The organism is Mycolicibacterium sp. 624, assembly GCF_040548615.1.
Lineage (GTDB): Bacteria > Actinomycetota > Actinomycetes > Mycobacteriales > Mycobacteriaceae > Mycobacterium.
Map to the genome: position 1 here is coordinate 177411 of NZ_JBEPRZ010000001.1, position 22211 is coordinate 199621.

A 22211-nucleotide genomic window follows, 5' to 3' on the forward strand; every position below is an offset into this window, starting at 1 on the left:
GATGCTCGACGATTTCCGGCTGATAGGGCTGCCAAACAATCGGGTGAATGCACCAGCGAGTCCGCTCGAAGACCGGCTGGACGCGCGAACTCGAGCGCGGACCCGTGTGAGGCGCGCCCAATCTTCTTAATTCGGATGGACCGGTTCGTAGGCGACTTCGCACAATGTCGCCTGGGCGGCCTCCACGAAAGCCGCTAGCTGTTGCGGTGTGGCGTGGGGAAACTCATAGACGATGTCAGCTTGGGCGTCTTCGGCGGTGAATCCGTAGTGGAACAGCGTACATACAGAGGTGGCGGTGCTGAGCGTATAGGCGATGTCAGTACCTGTGTCACCGACATCAAAGCCACTGGCAGACACCATGTTCAGGAAATCGTCACTGGCGTCGGCGTGCGCCGGCGCGGCGACGGCGAGCATCACGGCCGCCGCGATCGCAGTCATCCCGATGCCAAGGCGCGTACGCATAGTGCCGAACTATAGACCCAAGAGGACGTTGCCGGCGAGAGCTGCCCGAGTTCCCGTACATACGGTCCGCATGTTGGAACAGCTCACTGGTACTGCCGCCGCCCGCCTGACTGAATCGGCGGCATGGCGGCACGGCGGCGTTAAGCGCTGCCGACCACTCGTTGAATCCGTACGCGGGTCTGGTGCTTCCACACCGGTAGACGTGACGGATTCGAAGAGCAGGGCACAGGTCTCGAATGCCACAACCCGGCGGTCGGCCCCGACGGAGGCGACCGCCGCATTACCGATCTCCAGCGTTCCGACTCGCTTCCTGGCGGCGATTGCGCGTACACGTCCACTGTCCGAGGCGATTTCGCTCGCCACCCCGACGAGCACCTCGTGGTCGATGAGATCGATCCGCTGCTCGGTGAGATCCGCACGGCCCACGTTCGCGCTCACCGGGGTTGTCTCCGCCGGCAACGTGATCGAGGGCGACGCGAACCATCGTATCCGCCGGCGAAGGGCGGCAACACATCGACTATCCCCGTTCTTTCCAGGGACTTTCCCCGATCACGCACCGCCACACCGTTTTTCAGAACAGAGCACCGACGGAGAATCTCAGCCAACTGCGGCCCACGCCCCCGAGAGTACCCTCACCAGATCGTCAATCCTCATGTCTGAGGCCACATCAATGGTATTTCCGTCTCCTTACCCGCTGCCGCACGCGTTGCTGCGAAATGGCAGACGGTGACCCACCATCAGGGCCTCTAGCATTCGCGCTAGCGCTCATCCGCCGATCGCGGACATCGGACGGTTCGGCTGCACGAATCCTGGATCGTTGATGCCGTGACCTGCAGGCTTGCCCCACATCGCGGTGCGCCACGCGGCCTCGACGGCGGCGTCGTCGGCGCCCGCGCGGAGAAGGCCCCGCAGATCGGTCTCCTCGCGGAAGAACAGACAGGTGCGCATCTGACCGTCGGCCGTGAGCCGGGTGCGGTCACAGGCAGAGCAGAAGGCGTGCGACACCGACGCGACGAGGCCGACGGTGCCCGTGGGGCCTGGGCCGGTCACGCGCCACAGTTCCGCGGGCGCGGAGCCACGTGGGGTGGGACCCGGCTCGAGGTCGAAATGGGTGCGTAGCGCCAACAGGATGCTGTCGGCATCGAGTGTGTTGTCGCGCTGCCAGTGATGGCCGGCGTCCAGGGGCATCTGCTCAATGATGCGGAGTTGGTATCCGTGCTCGAGGCAGAAGCGCAGCAGTGAGACAGCGTCGGACAGCCCGGTGACCGGGTCGAGCACCGCGTTGACCTTGACGGGTGTGAGGCCTGCCGCTGCCGCAGCGGCAAGCCCCGCCACCACGTCGGACAGCCGGTCACGCCGAGTGATTTTGGCGAACCGGCGGGCGTCGACAGTGTCGAGCGACACGTTGACCCGATCGAGGCCCGCGGCCTTCAACTGTGCGGCGCGACGCGCCAGTCCGAGTCCGTTTGTGGTCAGGGCGATTTCGGGCCGCGGACTGAGCGCCGCCGCGGCGGCGATCGCGGCCTCGAGGTTCGGCGACACCAGCGGTTCGCCGCCGGTGAACCGCACGCTGGTGACACCGAGTCGCGCGACCGCGATGCCGATCAGCCGGCCGAACTCGTCCGCGTTCAGCAGTTCGTTGCCCGGCAGCCAGTCCAGTCCCTCCGCGGGCATGCAGTACGTGCAGCGCAGATTGCAGCGGTCGGTCAGCGACACCCGCAGGTCCGTCGCCGCGCGCCCGCAGGCGTCGACCAGGGGTCCGGAGGCGGGTGCGGTCCCCGTCGCGCGGCGCAGCGATGGCACACCGAGATCGGTGACCGTCACTGAACGCGCAGCAGCTGCGAGCTGCGCTCCTCGGCATCAGCACAATCGCTGCGACACACAGTGGTTACGTCGGTCACGTGTAATCCGCTCCTTTGGGTCCGGGCCGGTCGGTTCGACGGCTACCACCCGCCCTGAGACAGGGGCACCCAGTTCGGTCTGATCCGACAAGGCCCGGTTCAGCCTGACGGAACGTGCCGAGATCAAGCGACGGCATATCGAGCCGGGGGTTAACGAGGCGGGGTTCAGGGTGAAGATTGTCAGCGACCGCAACAACCGCCCCTCCGGGGCACTGCACGTTAGGCGACGAAACGCAGCTATTTCAGGAGCGGCTGTCGCTTCTCAATCTGAATGGCAATCGTTAACGCTCCCAGCTGCCGTTTACCGCAATTCTCAAGGCGATGGCAGACCGCTTTCTCGCAACCAGATGACAAAAGCAACAACGGTACGGTCGTCCACAACTGTGACCGAATGCGAGGGGGCGCGGTAAGAGTGGCCATGCCGCCGCATTCACTTACGCATCGGCGGCAGCGCGGATTGGCATCACGCAAGCGCTCGGCTTGTTCGACAACCCCATGCACTTCGTTTCGTCACGTGACATGCAGCGCTGCCGGCTGCGGCCCTGACATACGGAATTGATTCCAAGGCAACATATTTCGTGGACACCGGCCGTCATCAGCCGCCCTAGTGGGCGGCTGTTCTGCGACACATCGGGACGCGCCGAGTAGAGACGCTCCCGGATCGTGCTGATGGCATCGGGGATTGCCATGGCCTACAAGCTGATCGATGCCGCACAAGCACGCTGGAGGACCGTTGACGCACCACACCTGGTCGCCCTGGTGCGCGGGGGCGCCATCTTCCACAATGGCAAACTGCTCGAGCACAGACCAACTGAAAATCGACTGCACTGTTTCCGCTGGCCTCACGCAGCGGCCTCGTTCGTGGGAACCGACACATGAGTCGGCACGGTCTGGATGGCGCCTTCCGCCCGCCTGGTGGCTACGCGCAGCTCGATATCGACCCCGGCGTCGTGCTGCTCGCGTACCCACCGGTACCAGCCCCGTACTTGCCCTGCCAGCTCCTCGACAGCGATCGCCCCCACTGGGAACCTGTGCGGCCACGCACTCAACGCCGGTTCGGCCAGTGCTGAAGCCCAGGTGCGATCTGGGCGCCGCCGGATATCACCGGTAACCCGATCCAGCGACTTCACGACCACGCTGCGGCCAAATTGCCGACAGGTTCGGTGCTCGCTCCGGCTTTTGGAGAAACTCGTAACGCGCGCGAAACCTGGCCTGCCGCCGGAGCCACGGCGGGATCGCCGCGGTGCCCGCGGCGCAGTGGGTGGGTTCCGCGGAGCGGCGGATCGTGGTTCCAGTTTGGTGCGGTCATCGTGATGCCGACCTCAGGACAATCTTGGTCGGGCTTGTCTGCGCCGTCACGGAGTTGCAATCGGTCTGGTTACGCATGGCCCACGGTCCTAGTTTTCTGATGGCGACGAGCGGGGCACTGAGCGCCGGACGGCGATCAGTAGATCATCGCTTTCCACCTGTGCGGTCGAGGTGACAGCAACTCGGTCAACGGTTCCTGAGGCGGGGGCGGTGATGGCAGCCTCCATCTTCATGGCCTCGATCGTGGCGACGGTCTGTCCGGCGTCGATCGCGTCACCGGCGTTGACGATTACGGTGACAACGCCGGCGAATGGGGCGGCCACGTGATCTGGATTGGTGCGGTCGGCTTTCTCGGCAGCCGGAACCTGGGAGGCGATACTACGGTCGCGCACCATGATTGGACGGAACTGGCCATTTATGATGCACATGACGGTGCGCATGCCACGGTCGTCAGCATCCGAGATGGCTTCGAGCCCGATCAGGAGCTCAACTCCCCTCTCAAGTTCGACGCGGTGTTCTTCACCTTGCCGCAGCCCGTAGAAGAACTGGTTGGTACTCAATCGCGAAGTGTCACCATAGAGTTCGCGGTGTGTTTCGAACTCTTCGGCTGGGCGTGGAAAGAGTAGCCGATTCAGTGCCCCCTGTCGTTTGGGTCCGGGTTGGGCGAGAAGAACCTCGTCGTCTGGTGATAGCGCAGCAGCCTCGACCGCCGGGGCCCTCCCCTGGAGCGCCCTTGTCCGAAGAGGTTCTGGCCAGCCGCCGGCGGGCTCGCCGAGTTCACCCCGAAGGAACCCGATCACCGAGTCGGGGATGTCGTGATTGGCTGGGGCGGCGGCGAATTCCTCGGCGCTGATGCCGGCTCCCACCAGCGCCAGGGCCAGGTCGCCGACCACCTTCGACGTGGGTGTGACTTTGATCAGCCGCCCCAGGACGCGGTCTGCGGCAGCGTAGTTGGCTTCGATCTCTTCGAACCGATCGTCCAACCCGAGGGCGATGGCCTGCTGTCTCAGGTTCGATAACTGCCCGCCGGGGATCTCGTGGGTGTGTACGTGGCCGGTCGGTGCGGGTAGGCCGGACTCGAACGGCGCGTAGACCTTACGCAGCGATTCCCAGTACGGTTCCAACTCGCATACCGCACGCAGATCCAGGCCGGTGTCACGATCAGTGTGGGCCACCGCGGCCACGATCGATGACAGTGCGGGCTGGCTCGTTGTGCCGGCCAGCGGCGCCGCCGCACCGTCGACCGCATCGGCACCTGCGGCCCAGGCGGCGAGATAGGTGGCTAGTTGGCCGCCTGGGGTGTCATGGGTGTGGACGTGCACCGGCAGGTCGAATCGGTGGTTGAGCGCCTTGACCAGCGTCGCGGCTGCTGGCGGGCGCAGTAGTCCAGCCATGTCCTTGATTGCCAGCACGTGTGCACCGGCCTCGACGATCTGCTCAGCAATCCGCAGGTAGTAGTCCAAGGTGTAGAGCTGCTCGTTTGGATCTGAGAGGTCGCCGCTGTAGCACATCGCGACCTCGGCGACGGCGGTGTTGGTGGCTCGCACGGCGTCGATCGCGGGACGCATAGAGTCGATGTTGTTGAGCGCGTCGAAGATCCGGAAGATGTCGATCCCGGTGGTGCTCGCTTCGTCGACGAACGCGGACGTGACGATCTCCGGGTAGGGAGTGTAACCGACGGTGTTACGGCCACGTAGCAGCATCTGCAGACAGATGTTGGGCAGGACTTCACGCAGGGCGGCCAGCCGCTCCCACGGATCTTCCTTCAAGAACCGCAACGCAACGTCGAACGTCGCGCCGCCCCAACACTCCACCGACAGCAACTGCGGTGTGTACCGTGCGACGTATGGCGCCACCTGCAGCAGGCTAGCGGAGCGTAGTCGGGTGGCCAGCAGCGACTGATGGGCATCTCTGAACGTGGTATCGGTGACGCCAAGAGCCGCAGAACCTTTGAGCCAGGCCGAAAATCCCTGCGGACCGAGCTGCATCAGCTTCTGCTTCGACCCTGCTGGCGGCGCCGCGGACAGATCTAGCTCTGGCAGTTTGTCGTGTGGATACACCGTCGAGGGCCGCTCCCCGTGCGGTTTGTTGACCGTCACATCAGCCAAGTAGTTCAAGATCTTCGTGCCTCGATCAGCACTCGAGCGCGCGGTACGCAGTTTCGGTCGCTCGTCGATGAAGCTGGTGGTGATGCGGCCGGCGGCGAAGGCCGGGTCGTCCAATACCGCTTGCAGGAAGGGGATGTTCGTCGAAACCCCACGGATCCGGAACTCTGCCACCGCGCGGCGTGCCCGCCGCACTGCGGTCGCGAAATCTCCGCCCCGGCAGGTCAATTTCACGAGTAACGAGTCGAAGTGCGCCGACACCTCCGCGCCCAGCACTGAGCCACCGTCGAGACGGATGCCAGCACCGCCCGGCGATCGGTAAGCGGTGATTCGGCCAGTGTCGGGCCGGAACCCGTTGGTGGGATCCTCGGTGGTGATTCTGCACTGCAGCGCCGTGCCATGTGCCTCGAGAGTCTCCTGGCTCAATCCCAGATCGGCCATCGACTCGCCCGCGGCGATTCGCAGCTGCGAGGACACTAGATCCACATCGGTGATTTCCTCAGTCACGGTGTGTTCCACCTGGATCCGCGGGTTCATCTCGATGAAGACGTGGTTGCCGCTCTCGTCGACTAGGAACTCGACGGTGCCCGCACACGAGTATCCGATGTGCCTGGCGAATGCGACGGCGTCCGCGCAGATCCGTTCTCGCAGTGCGGGGTCGAGATTCGGCGCGGGGGCCAGTTCGACCACCTTCTGGTGACGCCGCTGTACGCTGCAGTCCCGTTCGAACAGATGAATGACCTCGCCGTGGGTGTCGGCGAGGATTTGCACCTCAATGTGGCGAGGATTGAGCACTGCCTCTTCGAGGAACACAGTCGGATCACCGAACGCCGATTCGGCCTCTCGCGAAGCGGCCTCGATCGCCTCACCCAGCGCGGACGGCACCGTCACCCGCCGCATGCCGCGACCGCCTCCACCGGCGACCGCCTTGACGAACACTGGGAATTGCATCGACTCAGCTGCTACCAGCAACTCGGTGACATCTCGGGAAGGAGGCGAGGACGCCAGCACCGGCAACCCGGCTTCGCGAGCGGCGGCGATTGCCCGCGACTTGTTCCCGGTCAGCTCGAGCACATCGGGCGATGGACCCACGAACGTGACACCGGCTGCCGCACACGCCCTGGCGAGGTCAGGATTCTCCGAGAGGAATCCATAGCCCGGGTACACCGCATCGGCCCCGGCGAATACCGCCGTGGAGACGATGTCGTCGACCGACAGGTACGCCCGCACCGGATGGCCCATCTCGCCGATCTGGTATGACTCGTCGGCCTTCGACCGGTGCACCGAGTTACGGTCCTCAAACGGGTACACGGCGACCGTACCGACACCCAATTCGTATGCCGCGCGGAATGCTCGGATAGCAATCTCGCCGCGGTTGGCAACCAGAACCTTCGAGAACATGCGTACACCCGTCTGTAGTGGAGATGACGAACCAGGTAGTGACGAAGATCGGTTGCGACCCGGTCCGGAGCGTGGCAGCTTCTCCGCGTCGGCTACACACGTCGGCGCAGTCAGATCAATTCAGCGCAGGACGAACGGATTGCCCGTTGTTGCACCGATGTTGATCCACACGCTCTTGGTCTGCAGGTAGTCACGCACCGCGTCGATGCCGTTCTCCCTGCCGATCCCGGAATCCTTGACACCGCCGAATGGCATCAGGTAGCTCACGGCGCGGTAGGTGTTGACCCACACGGTCCCGGTCTGGATTGCCGCCGACATCCGAAACGCACGACCGATGTCGGCCGTCCAGACCCCCGCACCTAGACCGAAGCGTGAATCGTTGGCTATCGCGACGGCCTCGGCCTCGTCCTCGAAAGGGATCACCGCGAGCACGGGCCCAAACACTTCTTCCTGCGCGAGCCTCGACGAGTTGGCCACCCCGGTGAAGATGGTGGGCTCGATGAATCGGCCGCCCGCGCAGGGACCGGACGTGACTTCGCTGCCGCCGAGAGCGAGTTCGGCGCCCTCGGATTTGGCCACGTTGATGTAGTCCAGAACCTTCGCGTACTGGTCTGGCGTCGTGATCGGGCCGACCTGTGTATTGGGATCGAGGGGGTCTCCCATCTTCGCAGTCGCGGCAAGCTTGACTACGCGCTCGACGAATTCATCGTGGATCGAGGATTGCACCAATAGACGAGAACCTGCGATACAAGTCTGGCCGGTAGCGGCGAAGATCCCCGAGATGACGCCATTGACAGCGGCATCCAAGTCGGCGTCATCGAACACGATGTTCGGTGACTTACCTCCCAGTTCAAGTCCGACATGCTTGAAGGTCCGCGCCGCCTGCGCACTGATCCGCCGGCCTGTGGTATCCGACCCAGTGAAGCTGATCTTGGCGACCCGGGGGTGGTCCACCAACGGCTCCCCCACATCAGCGCCGTATCCCGTGACGACGTTGACAACGCCCGGCGGCAGGCCAGCCTCCTCGAGGACACGAACGAAGTCCAGCGTCGACGCGGAGGTGAACTCCGAAGGTTTGATCACCACCGTGCATCCGGCCGCCAGCGCGGGCGCGAGCTTCCACGTCAGCAACAACAGTGGTGAGTTCCACGGCGTGATGATGCCGACGACTCCGACGGGAGATGTGGTGGTGTAGCCGAAGAAGCCCTTCTTATCGAGAGGTACCACGTCGCCTACGAGCTTGTCCGCCAGACCGCCGTAGTAATAGAACCACTCGGGAATGTACCCGAGCTGGCCGCGCATCTCGGTCAGGAGTTTGCCGTTGTCGCGCACCTCCGTCCTGGCCAGCTCGTCGCCACGTTCGGCGATGGCGTCGCCCAGGCGATGTAGCAGTCGGCCGCGCGCAGATGCCGTCAGCTCTGGCCAGGCACCCGAGGTCAACGCGGCATGCGCGGCATCGACAGCCAACTCGACGTCCTGTGGGCCGCCCCGGGCGATCTCGGCCCAACGAGCGCCGCTGTAAGGATCATCGGTCGGGAAGAAGCCACCGGTCCGCGACTGGACCTGCTGACCGTTGATGTGAAGCAGATAGCGTTGCATCTCAGTACCTTTCGCCGCTAGAAGGTCGGGAAGCCGAGTGCGTCACGGAATCTGTTCTTCACCGCAACCCCATCCCGAGGTGGCAGCGCGCGTGGGGGTGCGCCGGTGTCAATGAAGATCTGGGCAAAGGTGAACGAGAGACGGGAGTTCACACATTCCGCGACGTCGGCGACCTGGCCCTGCTCGCGCACCTTCAGCACTTTCGGCACCCCGAAGCCCGCGGCCACCGCGGCCAGATCGGCGCCGAGGCTGGAATGGCTGCGCTGCATCCCGGTCTCGCCGAAGTGGCCGTTGTCCAGTACTGCGATGGTGAGGTTCGCGGGGCTCTGAACGGCTGCTGAGCCGAGAGTGCCAATCCCCATCAGCATTTCACCATCGCCGGTGACGACCAGTACTGGTCTGTCCGGCTGCGCCAGCGCCAGTCCAAGTCCGGTCGGCACAGCGCCCCCCATCGCGCCCCACAGGTAGAAGTTGTACGGCCGATCCCCGGCGGCGAACACGTCATAGGACGGCGATCCCAGGCCCGTCACGATCAACGCGTCAGGGCTCGCCGCAATCAGGTCAGCGACGAATGCCCGCCGGTCGATACCGGCTGTGAAAGTTGTCATCAGTTGCGCTCCCACTTCTTGCGTCCGATCAGAGTCTGTCCGAGCAGCACCGCTACGCGCTCGCCCGCCAGGAAGACAGAATCGAATGCAGCACTGACGATCTCGCTGACCTGATCCGGGTGGTCGGCGCGCATGACGGTGATACCCATCAGCTCCAGGGCCTGCTGCGTCCCGTGCCCCATGGGGACCTGCCACGGATTGAACTCGGCGTACTCGCCCCGCATGGTCACCAGCGTCAGGAACGGGAACTTGCACATCTGCAGCAGTGAAAACATGTTGACGCAGTTACCGACCCCGCTGCTCTGCATGAGCAGCACTGCGCGCTGACCGCCGAGCCAGGCGCCACACAGTACGCCCACACCCTCTTCCTCGGTGGTCAGAACGACGTCACGGATTCCTGGATCGGCGGCGGCGGCGTTGATGGCGTAGGCGTGCCCGGCATCGGGCACGTAGGCGATCTGTTTGACCTCGCCGGCGCGAAGGATGTCGAAAATCTCCTTCTGCCACGATGACGAGTCGGTAGGGGCGCTCATATCTTCCTTTCACACACGTTGTGTAGTTCAATTCTGGATCGTGATGTGAAGTAAGTGAAAATCACGATTCGTGATACCGCTATTCCGGTTGGAGGCCCCTGATGGAAACACGGCACCTGCAGGCGTTGATTGCCGTCGCCGACACTGGCAGCGTCACTCGCGCCGCCGAACTCTTGCATGTGGTCCAGCCTGCGGTGACGCGATACATCAGGGCGCTCGAAACCGAGTTGGGCACCGAACTGTTCGAGCGCAGTCGCTCGGGCATGCGGCTGACCCAGGTCGGCCGCCAGGTGACCCATCACGCCCGGCGGGCCTTGGCCGAACTCGAGCGGGCTCGCGAAGAGGCCCGCTCCGCACAGCACGTGGTCCGTGGCATCGTGACCGTCGGTCTCCTTGTGAGCACGGCGCGGTTGCTTGCTCCCGCGCTCGTCACCGAGGTGACCAAGCGCTATCCGGGAGTGAGACTGCGCGTGGTTACCGGCTACGCGGGCAACCTCGTTCAATGGCTGGAGAACGGCGACGTTGACGTCGCGCTGTTGTTCGATCAGCCGATCTCCCCGACGTTCGCCACGACTGAGCTGATCATCGAGGATCTGTGGGCGGTCATGCCGAAGCGGACGGCCACTTCTCGTCCGACACAACCCATCCCGTTGTCCGATGTGCTGGCGAAGCCGCTCATCGTGCCGAGCGCTCCTCACGGCCTACGCACATTGATCGACACCGCCGCGGCCCGCGTCGGGGCCACTGTCACCATCGCGGTGGAGACCAATGACGCCGATTTACAGCAGTGCCTGGTTGCGGCAGGCCACGGATGGTCGGTGCTGCCAGCGATCGTCGCGACCAACAAGGTGCCGGGAGTTGCCATGGCCCCCATCAGCGATCCCACGATTCGTCGCACCATCGTCCTGGCCGTCCCGGGGCGACCGGCACCCTCGGAAGCAGTGCGGTCGGTGGCCGGCGTCCTGCACGACACCGCACAACTGGCCGTCATCGACGGCCGCTGGCCCGGCGCTCGACTTACCGAGTGATCTGAGGCGTTGTGACGGAGACGCGCGCACGGTAGCGTCTCTATAGATAATATTCTATGGAGGAATCGATTGCTCCCCCTGTACGACGTGTCTACCCCCTTCGTCGAGCAAGCCGCCGACGTACCCTTCGCCCCGCGGCCCCATGCCGGTCGCGTCATCAAGTTCGAGCGCCCCGGCGACTCCACGCCATTGCGAAGTGCCCGCCATGAGTTCGGTGCCGGCACTGCGGCAGCGCACTGCTCAAATTCTCTCCGGAAACTGCTGGGGCTTAGAAGAAGTCACTCAAAGACGCAGTGCAGTCCGACGACGGCTCGGTGCGACGACGCCCAGCGTGAGCGGGGTGTCCGATGACTGACTCTGCGATCGGTTTGGCCCGGACCCTCCTCTTCGTACCGGGATGCCGGCCGGAGCGGTTCGCCAAGGCCCTGGCGGCACAACCAGATATGGTCGTTCTCGATCTTGAGGATGCCGTCCCCGCAGAGCAGAAGGACCGGGCTCGTCAGGAGGTTGGGGCGTGGCTGGCAGCGGGTAACGCGGCCGCTGTGCGGATCAATGGTGTCGGAACATCCTGGCATTCTTCGGATCTGGATTTGATGGCCGAGGTCGGAGCACCGGTCATGCTGCCCAAGGCAGAGGAGCCCGACGCTGTTGCCGACGCCACGCGAGGCGGTCGGCTCGGCATCATCGCCCTGATCGAGACGGCCGCTGGCGTGCTGGCCGCACCAAAGATCGCTGAAGTGCCCGGCGTGCATCGGCTCGCGTTCGGACACATCGACTTCTGCGCCCAGCTGGGAGTGGATCCAGGCGATCGTGACAGCTTGCTGGCAGCGAGAATTGCGCTGGTCCTGGCCTCAGCGGCAGCCGGTCTGTCAGCACCCGCCGATGGCGTTACCACCGCGTTGAACGACTCGAACATGCTGCGCGATGACATCAGGTACGCGCGTCGGCTCGGATTCGGGGCCAAGTTGTGCATCCATCCAGCGCAGGTCGACGTTGTCCACGAGGCAATGCTGCCATCGGCCGTTGAGGTCGAGTGGGCGCGGCGGATCGTCTCAGTCTCGGGGCCCCGTGACGCCGCCGTGACCGTCGACGGTCAGATGGTGGACGCTCCGGTCGTCAAACGCGCGCAGCGGATCCTTGCTGCGATGTCGAGGAACTGAGCGGTTCCGTCACAAACCTGCACGAAATGTGCTCGCGCGTTCGACTTTCGGGATCAAGCCCTGGTTGGGTTGTATCGGATCGCATCCTGGTCGGTCACTGCAAGGTGCTGCGCCAGCAGCGTGCCGGCGTGACGGATGTGGTCTGCCATCGCGGCGCGCGATCGCTCGGCATCACCAGCCTGTAGGTGTTCGATGATCGCGCGATGATCGGCTGCTGACGCATCAGGCCACCCCTCCACCTTGGCGAAGAACTTGCGCGGGGCGTAGGCCAGGGTGCGCTTGAGCAGCCAGCGGATACGACGCGAATTCCCTGCTCGGTAGATCATCGCGTGGAACTCATGGTTAAGACGTTCGACCTCGTCGTAGTTGCCGCTGGCGGTTGCGTGTTCGAGAGATTTCTGCACCGCCTTAAGCGAGGCGATCGTCTGCGGTGTGCGCGAGGCCGCGGCCCTGGCGGCGAGTTCCCCGCCCAGCAGGGCTTGAGCATCATAGATGTCGCGGATATCGCTCTCGGAGAGAGAACTCACGCTGAAGCCGCGTCGCGGCACCATGTCCAGGAAGCCTTCGGACTGCAGTTGTAGGAGACCTTCGCGCGCCGGCGTTGCGCTGATACCGAGATCCTCGGCTATCGACTCGGGGCGAATGAACTCGCCTGGCCGCAGTTGCCCGGACACGATCAGCTCGCGGACGTGATCCGAGGCGATGTCGCTCAGTCGCTGCAGGCGCCGCCGCGGCGCGTCGGAAGCGGGCATCACACGAATATAGTCCATTTTCTGTTCCGTCAGATTTACCACCGTGCGACTGATGCTGTCTGCTTCGGGGCCCAGTAGCTGAGCAGATCAAGGCTACGCAAAGCTGAGGCGACTCGGGGGAGGGTTGCTGCAGCCGAGAACACTGCTCACGGACCTGCAATACCATGGCGCCACCGGGATCTCGCAGTCCGAAGGGGTCATCGCACTGCGGCGGTCCGTGTGGGTCCGGGGTACGCCATCTCAAGAAACGATGAGGCTGCGCTGGCTTTGCCGCGACCACATCGCGTGCGCCTAGGCATCGGTTCCTCGCCCCCAGCGATGTCCGGCCAGCGCTGTCAGGAACACAACTGCGGCGGCAGTGAAGATTCCAGCGCACAGGTGCAGGCGCAGCAACAGGGTTCCGATCACGGCGCCCACGCCAATGAGCGCGATAGCAGCGGCCCGCCGCCGCCACGGGTGGGGCCGCCCAGCGCCCAGCCTCGAGTCGGCCGCCAACCCGGTGATCGTCGAGGTGACCACGACTGTGGTCACATCCTTGACGGCGACATGACGTGCCACCAGTGCCTGTGCCCCGGACCCGCATGCCAACATGCCCGCGGCGATGACGGGGGTTAGGGTCGAGGAATCCGCGAGCACGACGACACCGGATGCGCAGAACATCAGTGCGACCACAGTCAGGGCGACGGTCGTCCGGTTACTCCATGCAGAGCTGCACGTCCGCATGAAACGCCCCGCGAGCGCGGCGCCTAACATGAACGACGCAAGCGCCGTCAGGGGGCCGAACACGGGTAGCTCATCGCCGCCGGCGAGCGCCATACCCAGGATCGCGACGTTACCGGTCATGTTGCCCGTGAACACTCGATCGAGCCCCAGGAAGCCCACGGCGTCGATGACGCCCGTGGCAGCCGTCAGCACAAGCATGCAGACGAGGTGCACGTCGGTGGGATCCAGCCGCCAAACGCGGGGACTATCGGTCGGAGTCGACATGGGGTGCACGCAGCCTCTCTCTTGCAGGTTTGACGAACAGTCCGCGGGGTTCGCGGGCTTACCTAGACCGTGGAAGCGATCGAAACACGCTGAGCAGCATCATCTTCCGGATTTCGGCCGACGAATGAAACGACGAGGGCAATCGCTGCGGCGCCCGCGGTTCCCGCGAAGATGAACAGGGGCGAGCCCGAGAGCAACACACTGGCCGATACCCAGGCTCCGCCGGTGGCCGAGGATCCGAAGCGCAGAAGATTGAACAACCCGAGTCCGCTGCCGCTGGCACCTGCGGCGGAGCGGGTCGTGCCCGCGGCGGCGAGGGTCTGGATGAAACCCATGCCGATCCCGTTCGCGACCAGAAGCCCCGTGACGACCACGACGGGCGGCGGCACGGGGTTGAGGGCAACACCAATCCCGATCTGAGCACAACCCAGGATCACGAGGCCGATGCGCATCAACCGGCGAGGTCCGAACCGTTCACCCACCGCCCCGATGAACGGCGCGACAAGGACCAGCGTGACTGGTAGCGCGAGAACGATGAGTCCAACGGTTCCGCTGGCAAACCCGTACTCACGCAGGTGAAGTGGAACGCTCAGTAGCGTGGCGCCCAGGGCAAACATATGAGCCATCGCCGCGACCGCACTGCGTCTGTACCGCGTCTGGGCCACTGCCCTCAGGTCGATGAAGGGTTTCGGGGCGCGCAAGCTGTGCCAGATGTAGACACCACCGAGAGCTGCTGCGGCACCGAGCAATGCGGGTGCAACCCAGTTCGGCATACCAGTCATCGGCAACAGCGACAGGGCGAGCAACAGAAGGGTGCTGCTCAACGTCAACGTCACCGCCCCGAGGCGATCTAGCGAGATGCGTTGTGCGGGATACCGGGGGATCAGGATCAGGGTTCCCACAAGCGCGATCATCGCCAGTGGTGGCACCGGAACGAAGATCCACCGCCAGCCCGCTACCTGGGTGATGAACCCTCCGAGCGACGGCCCAACTGCCTGGGCAGCACCGTTGACGCCGGCCCAGGCACTGACAGCACGGACCCGGCGCTCGGGGCCTGCGAGCCAGGTGATGAGACCCATGACCACCGGGGCGAAAGTCGCCGTGAACGTTCCGTCGAGGACCCGCCAGGCGATCAGCGCGTCGAGAGTAGGCGCCGTGGCGGCACCAACCGAGCACACCGCAGAACCGACGAGCGCCCCGCAATAGACCCTGCGCCGGCCGAAGCGGTCGCCTGCCCATCCCACGAGCGGCATCGACGCCGCCATGGCGATCAGGAACCCGATGACAACGAATGCGCCTTTGGCGAACGGCGCATCGAACTCAGCCATGATGTCAACCAGCGGGACATTGACCACACTGTTGCTGGTTGTGCCGATGAACGTGCCGGTGAGTAGGACAGTCAGGGCCAGCGGAAGCCGCTTTACCGGAGTCGGGTGCGCTGACGCGGACGGACGGTGCGTGCGGCGCAGCGCTGGCATCACGCTGTCCCCCTTATCAGTTCTGCACCCGCATACCTGGCGGCTACCACCGATAATACAGTACGCGGTATACTACATACCGCGTAGTGATCGCTCGACACGACCAAGTCGATGCGTGTCGATGATGTTTGCACATTCACGATCGCGTCGGCCCGCGCCGGCCTTATCGCCGCTGTCGCGGTCGTCATCCATTTCGTGCCAGATGCCGCCAAGTTCATTCACTCTCGATTCCTGCCTGGCGGCCCAAGGCCTTTCGCCCAGCGACCGCGTATCACCGAAATGAATATGTGCATCTGAAATGGGCATGAGTTCCTGAGAGCGACGAAACCGCAGGTTGAAGAGGTTTCAGAAGCGGCGTTCCACTAGCTGGAGGCCGGGGGTGCGCGGTGCGTCCAAGTTCAGTCGCCGGAAATCTGAACGCTGCCCTAACCTAGCTTCCACCAACGAGATCCACGTCACACCCGACCGGATCTGTGGGGTCGACAGCCCAAATTTGACCACCCAGAATGAGGATTATGTGAACGCGCATTTACAGGCCGCGCACTGGATCTACCTAATCGGAATCGTGCTGATCCTGGTGACCATGATGATGCGGAGAAGCATCGTCGTCCCGGCGGTGCTCGCCACCTTCCTGACAGCAGCGATCTATCTCCACAGCTTCACCGGCGGCCTGGCTGCCATCTTCAACGCCAGCCTCACCGCTGCCAGGGATCTCTTCAGCGTCTTCCTGATCATTGCTGTCATCGTCGCGATGTTCGGCTCGCTACGCGTGCTCGGTGCCGACAAGCGGATGGTCGCGCCGTTCCGGAAAGTCATGCGAACCAGCACATCGAGCTTCATCGTCCTGGCATTGGTCACGTATGTAATCTCGCTCTTCTTTTTCCCCACCCCCGCGGTACCTCTCGTCGGCGCCGTGCTCATCCCCGTCGCGATCAGGGCGGGCTTATCCCCCATATCCGTCGGTATGGTGATCGCCATCGCCGGTCAGGGCATGGCCCTCTCCTCGGACTACATCATCAAGGTCGCTCCTGGCATCTCCGCCAAAGCGGCCGGCGTTGAGGTCGACGCGGTCGCCAATAGAGCACTGGTGCTGTCGCTTATCGTGGGCGTCACCGCGCTGTTGATCACCTACGTCACACAGCGAAAGACGTGGAAACAGCCTTCCGAGGAGCTCCTCACGGCCTGGGAGAACAAGGCCGATGCCCCGCAGGCGCCGCAGCCCGACGGCACAAGCGACATCCCCGCGGACGGCGGCGCAGCAGGGGCCGGCTCCAGCAGCGCAAGTGGCGTCGCGGTACTCACCGCTGCGGAGGTGCGGAGTTCGGAGGCTACAGAATTGTCTCAGCGCCGCAAGGCGCGGAGCTTCGCGATCCTCGTCCCCGTTGTGTACTTGATCTTCGTGATCTACCTGATCTTGGGAAAAGTCACCGACTGGGTGCCGGCCATCGTTGGCGCCGACGCATCAGCGATGATCGGCGGCATCGCCATCCTGATCCTGTTCGCCGCGTCGGCTGTTCACGATCGCACCAAGTTTCTCGAGGACACCGGCGACCACATCACCGATGGCTTTCTATTCGTCTTCAAAGCGATGGGCGTGGTCATCCCGATCGCCGGCTTCTTCTACCTCGGAAATCAGTCATTCTCCGGCCCCATCCTCGCCCTCGGAGAAGGTGTCACCGGTCCGGCACTGCTGTTCGATCTGATCGAGTCGGCGCAACAACACCTGCCCACCAACGCCATCGTGATCTCGTTCGCGATCCTCCTCGTCGGCCTGGTCGCCGGCCTGGAGGGCTCTGGATTCACTGGCCTGCCACTGACCGGATCCCTTGCTGGCGCACTGGCCCCCGCTGTGCACATGGATCCCGCCACCCTTGCAGCCGTCGGACAGATTGGCAGCATCTGGTCGGGCGGCGGAACACTGGTCGCGTGGTCGTCGCTGGTCGCCGTGGCAGGCTTCGCGCGGGTCCCGGTTATGGACCTCGCTCGCAAGTGCTTCATCCCCGTGATGACGGGCCTGGTGCTTTGTGCGATGTTTGCCGCGCTGGTGCTGTGAGAGCCGGAACCCCACACATCGGGAGCCACATCAGCGACTACGAAGACCGCTGCACTGTCCCTCGGCGGCCAGGTCCGATCTCGACCCGTTGAAACCGCTGCCGCCGCCTGAACGCCGGTTCAGATGAGCGGACCTCCAGCGGCATGTGCATCACACGCACCACCACCCACCACATCGTCAAAGGCGTTCAGCCATGCCCGAATACCCGCGACACGCGTTACCAGATCGGCGACCGCCCCACCTTGCACTCGGCGCTGGCCAGTGCCCGACCCGAGGCACCATCACCAAAACCCAATGGGACAAACCAATTAACCCTCCCCGAACGATCAACACGACCCGCAACTAGCCCTGGAAGCAAAGGAAACCACATGAGATTAGTCAATCGGATGCTGGCCGTAGTCACCGCCGCCAGCGCGGCCGTGCTCCTCAGCGTAGGCACCTCACATGCCGGTCTGGACAATGAGCTGAGCCTGGTCGATGGCAAGGACCGCACGTTGACGGTCCAGCAGTGGGACACCTTCCTCAACGGTGTGTTCCCGCTCGACCGCAACCGCCTGACTCGTGAGTGGTTCCACTCCGGCTCCGCCAAGTACATCGTGGCCGGCCCCGGTGCCGATGAGTTCGAGGGCACCCTGGAGCTGGGCTACCAGATCGGCTTCCCCTGGTCGCTGGGCGTTGGTATCAACTTCTCCTACACGACCCCCAACATCCTGATCGACGATGGTGACTTCACCGGTCCTCCGTTCGGTTTGGACTCGGTTGTCACCCCGAACCTGTTCCCGGGTGTGTCGATCAGCGCCGACCTCGGTAACGGGCCGGGCATCCAGGAGGTCGCGACCTTCTCCGTCGACGTCAAGGGCGCCGCTGGCAAAGTGGCGGTGTCCAACGCTCACGGCACCGTCACCGGTGCTGCCGGTGGCGTGCTGCTGCGTCCGTTCGCTCGCCTGATCTCGTCCACCGGCGACAGCGTCACCACCTACGGCGAGCCCTGGAACATGAACTAAACAGTGCTCGCGACAGCCCTCGACTCTGCGCGCGGTTGGGACAGTAGGTTGTCGCGGCGACCTGCACACGCGGCCGAACCGCCAGACTGGCGCACCTTGCACCATCGCCTCCAATTTGCAGTCGCACGCCCGCGCCGTCATCACCGCAGCTAACTCAATACGAGAGGTGCCGAAGGTCCAGCACCGCGTGCGGATCTCCGGGCTCGCGCGGGCGAAACCCCGTAACAAGGGTTGTGCCTGGAGCCAAATTGAATTACCGTGACGGTATACTTCACACAGTATCCCTCCTATGAAAGGAGTGCCATGACGGCACTGTTGTCAGAACTCGACTTCCGCACGGAACTCGAGAAGGCCATGACCGGCACAATGGCCAAGGACGCCTCGTTCAGTCGCGCATGGGCCACCGGCAAGCTGTCTCGAGCGCACTTCCGCCACTGGGCCGTCAACCACTATCACTACGTTGGCGCGTTCGCGGATTGCCTGGCCCTTATGTACGCCAACACTCCAGACACCTCCCGGTTCGCAAAGGACTTCATCCTGCAGAACATGTACGAGGAGGAACTCAGCGATGATCGACATACCGACCTGCTGATCCGATTCGCTGAGACCTGCGGCGCCACAAGGGAAATGGTGATGGATCGTCGCAACACCATGCCCTACACGCGCGGCATGGCCGGCTGGCAGTACCAGCTGTCGGCCACGAAGCACTTCGCCGTGGCAACTGCGGGGATGGTCGTCGGCCTCGAGTCGCAGGTACCCAGCATCTACCGCACGCAGTACCCGGCGCTGATCGATCCGGAGATCTATGGCTTCAGCGAGCACGATTGCGAATTCTTCGATCTGCACATCACCTCCGACGAGGTGCATGGCGAGCGCGGTTTCCAGATCGTTCTGAAGTACGCCGACACACCGGAACTGCAGCAGGAGTGCATCGAGGTCGTTCGCGAGGCGGCCGATATGCGTTTCAACTACACCAAGGCCCTCTACGAGGCCTACGTCAAACCGGATCTCGGCGAGTGGGTGGAAGAAGTCCCGGCAGCCAGCACCGGCAGCCTCGTCAGCGCTCAATAACTACTCAGCAACAAACAGGGAACCAGCTCCTGATGCCTAAGATCAGATTCCAGACCGCCGATATGTCCGAGGATTTCCCGGACGGCACTGATGTCAATGTCCTACGTTTTGCCATTCGTCACGACGTCCCACTTCCTTGGCGTTGCGGCAGCGGTAAGTGCGGCACCGACCGGATCCATATCGTCGAGGGCGGTGAGAACCTCGACGCCCCGCGACGGAGGGAACGCGAGCGTCTCGGCCCTCTGCTCGACGAGGGTTATCGGCTGGCTTGCCAAACCTACGCGTGCGGTGACGTGACGGTCACTTGGGATCCTGAGCAGAAGGGCCTGGACGAGGACAGCGAGCAGTACGCCAAGCTCAAAGCTCGCTGGCTCGCCAAGGCGGACAATCAATGACCGACAACGCACTCTCGGGTGCCGGAGTGGTCGTGTGTTCCGCGTCAGAGCTGGAGAAGCAGGGCCGAGTGGTTGCCGTCGTCGACGGAGTCGAGATCGTCGTCTCCTGGAACGACGGCAACCCCGGGGCTCTGACGAATGCCTGCGTGCACCGCGGTCGCAAGCTCGCCGAGGGATTCTTCCTCAAGGGCCGACTGGTGTGTCCGGGACACCAGTGGTCCTTTGACGCAGTCACCGGCTACTGCAAGGAGCGGGAGAAATACCAACCCGCACACCGTGTGGAAGTGGTGGACGACAAGGTGACGGTACACGTGACTGTAGATGCTCATGCGCAATAGAAGCGACCTTGGGGAGGTGCCCGGTCTGCCGACAGGCTGGACTCCGGCGAGTCCACCAGATGTGACCGTAGGCCTGAACTACTACTCGGCGCCAGTCGGGCAGTATGTGAAGGTTCGCAGGCACAACGATCTTCTCTTCGTGTCAGGCCACTCACCTGTGCGGCCTGACGGCACAAGAGTCGTGGGGAAGGTCGGCCCCGGCGCAATGACCATCGATGAGGCCAGGGAAGCGGCCGAACTGGTGGCGCTGGGATTGCTGTCCACCATCCAGGCCGAACTCGGGTCACTGGACAGCGTTGCCTCTGTGCTGAAGATCTTCGGAATGGTCAACTCCACCAACGGCTTCAACGAGGCACCTGCGGTAATCGACGGCTGCTCGCTGACTTTGGGGCGCCTGCTGGGCGAGCGGGCATCGGCCCATGCCCGCACGGCCATCTGTGTCGCCGAGTTGCCCTTCGACATCCCTGTCGAAATCGACGCCGTCGTCGCGGTCACCGGAAGCTGACCATCCCGAGCCGTGAACGGCATCGGCGACACGATCCGTCGGATCATTCGCTACATCTCATCGAGTTCAGGAGTTTCGCCGTGACCAGCACCAGCATCGACGTTCCCGAGGTGCATCAGTACATCTCGGGTAAACCCGTCCGTGCCACGGGCGCTCGGATGTCGCTTGTCAATCCGTCCGACAGCGCCGATGTCCTCGCCGTCATCCACGGAGCCACCGCTCTAGAGATTGGCAACGCCTATGCGACAGCGCAACAAGCGCAGATCGCGTGGGCTGCCCGGCCGCCTGCAGACCGGGCCGAAATCCTGCGCGCCGCCGCCGCCGCCTTCCGAAGCCGGGCCACCGAGCTGGGGAAGCTGATCTCGCGCGAGATGGGTAAACCGGTTGCTGAGGGCATCGCTGAAGTCACCAAGGGCGCCAACGTCTTCGACTTCTACGCCTCGAGTGGCTACCGGCTGACGGGACACACCTACCACACCGACACCGGCGACGACGTCTCCGTTCTCCGCGAACCCCTGGGAGTGGTCGCGCTGGTCACCCCATGGAACTTCCCATTCACCCTGCCCGCCCGCAAGATCGGTGCAGCGATCGGCGTCGGCAACGCAGCCATTGTCAAGCCCGCGCCGGGGGGCGTAATGCTGGCTCTCGAAATGGCCGCCGTCCTGCACGAGGTCGGAGTGCCCGCCGGGGTCTGCAATGTCATCTTCGGCGAGATACCAGAGATTGAGTCGGCCCTGTTCCAAGATCCCCGGCTTGCCGCGGTGAGCATGACCGGCTCGTACCGAAGCGCTGCGATGATCCACCGGGCGTTGCCTGTCCACGTTCCACTGCAGGCCGAGCTGGGAGGGAAGAACTCTCTCCTGATATGGGCCGATGCCGACCTCGACCTCGCAGTGCGGCTCATAATCTCCTCGTCATTCGTCAACAACGGCCAGGTCTGCACCTCGACCGGACGCCTGCTACTGCATCGCGACATCGCTGACGCGATCATCGAGAGACTTTCGGCAACACTGAACGAAATGCCACGCCAAGAACGGGGAATGCTGGCCAATGCCGCTGCCACCGCTGGTGTCCACGCCGCACTGCAAACCGCGAAACGCCTGGGCAATAGGGTGATCCGTGCGCCATGGGACGACGGATACACCGCGCCGACGCTGCTCGTTGACGCTACCGACGAAGCCCTGGTGACCGAGGAGATCTTTGGCCCGGTGGTGACGGTGGAGCGAGTCAAGACCCTCGAGGAGGCGATCTCGACGGCCAACTCCACCGAGTACGGCCTCACGGCCGGCATTGTCACTTCAGATATTACTGTGGCACAACGTTTCTGGAAGGGGGTCCGTGCCGGGACCGTCAAGGTGAACACCGCGCTGACAGGGTCGCCCTTCCACGTCCCCATGCAGGGCTTCAGCCACTCCGGCGCAGGTGCTGGCGAGGGCGGGACGGTCTCAGAGGAGTTCTTCACCCGCCGCAAGGCGATCTACCTCGGGAGCACGCAATGACCGACGCAGTCCAGAGACAGTACA

At 63.9% G+C, this 22211-nt stretch carries 20 protein-coding genes and 1 pseudogene; 10 read left to right on the forward strand and 11 right to left on the reverse strand.

What is annotated here, in order from left to right; all coding sequences use genetic code 11:
• Positions 1-126: 126 nt before the first annotated feature.
• On the reverse strand, positions 127-462 hold the full coding sequence (locus ABIA65_RS00795) for a DUF732 domain-containing protein (protein ID WP_241401604.1): 336 nt from the start codon (positions 460-462) through the stop codon (positions 127-129).
• A gap of 765 nt (positions 463-1227) precedes the next feature.
• Positions 1228-2286, reverse strand: a complete 1059-nt coding sequence (gene moaA, locus ABIA65_RS00805; protein ID WP_241401605.1) for a GTP 3',8-cyclase MoaA — start codon at positions 2284-2286, stop codon at positions 1228-1230.
• Between the two features lie 749 nt (positions 2287-3035).
• On the opposite strand from moaA, the pseudogene ABIA65_RS00810 reads away from it, so the two are divergent.
• Positions 3036-3242: pseudogene (locus ABIA65_RS00810) on the forward strand (hypothetical protein); the annotation flags it as partial.
• Here the strand turns inward: ABIA65_RS00810 and ABIA65_RS00815 are convergent.
• The 5 genes from ABIA65_RS00815 to ABIA65_RS00835 all read right to left on the reverse strand — a co-directional run bounded on the left by ABIA65_RS00815 (position 3206) and on the right by ABIA65_RS00835 (position 9917).
• Positions 3206-3385, reverse strand: coding sequence for a hypothetical protein (locus ABIA65_RS00815; RefSeq protein ID WP_354523115.1), 180 nt, complete (start codon positions 3383-3385; stop codon positions 3206-3208). The pseudogene ABIA65_RS00810 and the gene ABIA65_RS00815 sit on opposite strands and share 37 nt — an antisense overlap.
• Before the next feature lie 375 nt (positions 3386-3760).
• Positions 3761-7177 (reverse strand): pyruvate carboxylase, encoded by a 3417-nt coding sequence (locus ABIA65_RS00820; RefSeq protein WP_354522313.1) that lies wholly within the window; start codon positions 7175-7177, stop codon positions 3761-3763.
• Positions 7178-7297: 120 nt separating this feature from the next.
• A complete protein-coding gene (locus ABIA65_RS00825; RefSeq protein ID WP_354522314.1) occupies positions 7298-8776 on the reverse strand; it encodes an aldehyde dehydrogenase in 1479 nt (492 codons plus the stop codon).
• A 17-nt stretch (positions 8777-8793) separates the two neighbouring features.
• Complete coding sequence (locus ABIA65_RS00830) at positions 8794-9384, reverse strand: thiamine pyrophosphate-dependent enzyme (protein WP_241401608.1); 591 nt, start codon at positions 9382-9384, stop codon at positions 8794-8796.
• Positions 9384-9917 (reverse strand): phosphonopyruvate decarboxylase, encoded by a 534-nt coding sequence (locus ABIA65_RS00835; protein WP_354522315.1) that lies wholly within the window; start codon positions 9915-9917, stop codon positions 9384-9386. Before ABIA65_RS00835 ends, ABIA65_RS00830 begins: the two co-directional genes overlap by 1 nt.
• 101 nt (positions 9918-10018) lie before the next feature.
• Between ABIA65_RS00835 and ABIA65_RS00840 the strand changes: the two genes are divergently transcribed.
• Positions 10019-10945 carry a LysR substrate-binding domain-containing protein gene (locus tag ABIA65_RS00840; protein WP_241401610.1) on the forward strand — a complete coding sequence of 309 codons (927 nt, stop codon included), beginning with the start codon at positions 10019-10021 and terminating at the stop codon, positions 10943-10945.
• Between the two features lie 347 nt (positions 10946-11292).
• Complete coding sequence (locus ABIA65_RS00845) at positions 11293-12105, forward strand: HpcH/HpaI aldolase/citrate lyase family protein (protein WP_354522316.1); 813 nt, start codon at positions 11293-11295, stop codon at positions 12103-12105.
• Between the two features lie 53 nt (positions 12106-12158).
• On the opposite strand, the gene ABIA65_RS00850 is transcribed toward ABIA65_RS00845, so the two are convergent.
• From ABIA65_RS00850 to ABIA65_RS00865, 4 genes are all read right to left on the reverse strand, one after another.
• Positions 12159-12857: a GntR family transcriptional regulator gene (locus tag ABIA65_RS00850; RefSeq protein WP_241401612.1), complete on the reverse strand. Its 699-nt coding sequence runs from the start codon at positions 12855-12857 to the stop codon at positions 12159-12161.
• A gap of 291 nt (positions 12858-13148) precedes the next feature.
• Positions 13149-13844, reverse strand: coding sequence for a YoaK family protein (locus ABIA65_RS00855; RefSeq protein WP_241401613.1), 696 nt, complete (start codon positions 13842-13844; stop codon positions 13149-13151).
• A gap of 62 nt (positions 13845-13906) precedes the next feature.
• Positions 13907-15322 (reverse strand): MFS transporter, encoded by a 1416-nt coding sequence (locus ABIA65_RS00860; protein ID WP_354522317.1) that lies wholly within the window; start codon positions 15320-15322, stop codon positions 13907-13909.
• A 72-nt stretch (positions 15323-15394) separates the two neighbouring features.
• Positions 15395-15628: a hypothetical protein gene (locus ABIA65_RS00865; RefSeq protein WP_354522318.1), complete on the reverse strand. Its 234-nt coding sequence runs from the start codon at positions 15626-15628 to the stop codon at positions 15395-15397.
• 211 nt (positions 15629-15839) lie between these two features.
• Here ABIA65_RS00865 and ABIA65_RS00870 point away from each other — a divergent pair, with 211 nt between their 5' ends.
• The 7 genes from ABIA65_RS00870 to ABIA65_RS00900 all read left to right on the forward strand — a co-directional run bounded on the left by ABIA65_RS00870 (position 15840) and on the right by ABIA65_RS00900 (position 22187).
• Positions 15840-17375: a hypothetical protein gene (locus ABIA65_RS00870; RefSeq protein ID WP_241401615.1), complete on the forward strand. Its 1536-nt coding sequence runs from the start codon at positions 15840-15842 to the stop codon at positions 17373-17375.
• A 386-nt stretch (positions 17376-17761) separates the two neighbouring features.
• Positions 17762-18379 carry a porin MspA gene (gene mspA, locus ABIA65_RS00875; RefSeq protein ID WP_371747148.1) on the forward strand — a complete coding sequence of 206 codons (618 nt, stop codon included), beginning with the start codon at positions 17762-17764 and terminating at the stop codon, positions 18377-18379.
• A 303-nt stretch (positions 18380-18682) separates the two neighbouring features.
• Positions 18683-19450, forward strand: a complete 768-nt coding sequence (locus tag ABIA65_RS00880) for an iron-containing redox enzyme family protein (RefSeq protein ID WP_241401617.1) — start codon at positions 18683-18685, stop codon at positions 19448-19450.
• A 32-nt stretch (positions 19451-19482) separates the two neighbouring features.
• The gene (locus ABIA65_RS00885; protein ID WP_241401618.1) at positions 19483-19845 is read left to right on the forward strand and encodes a 2Fe-2S iron-sulfur cluster-binding protein; all 363 of its coding nucleotides are present in this window, start codon (positions 19483-19485) and stop codon (positions 19843-19845) included.
• Entirely contained in the window at positions 19842-20183 is a 342-nt protein-coding gene (locus ABIA65_RS00890; protein ID WP_241401619.1) for a Rieske (2Fe-2S) protein, read from the forward strand. Before ABIA65_RS00885 ends, ABIA65_RS00890 begins: the two co-directional genes overlap by 4 nt.
• On the forward strand, positions 20173-20688 hold the full coding sequence (locus ABIA65_RS00895) for a RidA family protein (protein ID WP_241401620.1): 516 nt from the start codon (positions 20173-20175) through the stop codon (positions 20686-20688). Before ABIA65_RS00890 ends, ABIA65_RS00895 begins: the two co-directional genes overlap by 11 nt.
• A gap of 80 nt (positions 20689-20768) precedes the next feature.
• The gene (locus ABIA65_RS00900; RefSeq protein ID WP_354522319.1) at positions 20769-22187 is read left to right on the forward strand and encodes an aldehyde dehydrogenase family protein; all 1419 of its coding nucleotides are present in this window, start codon (positions 20769-20771) and stop codon (positions 22185-22187) included.
• The last annotated feature ends 24 nt before the right edge of the window (positions 22188-22211 follow it).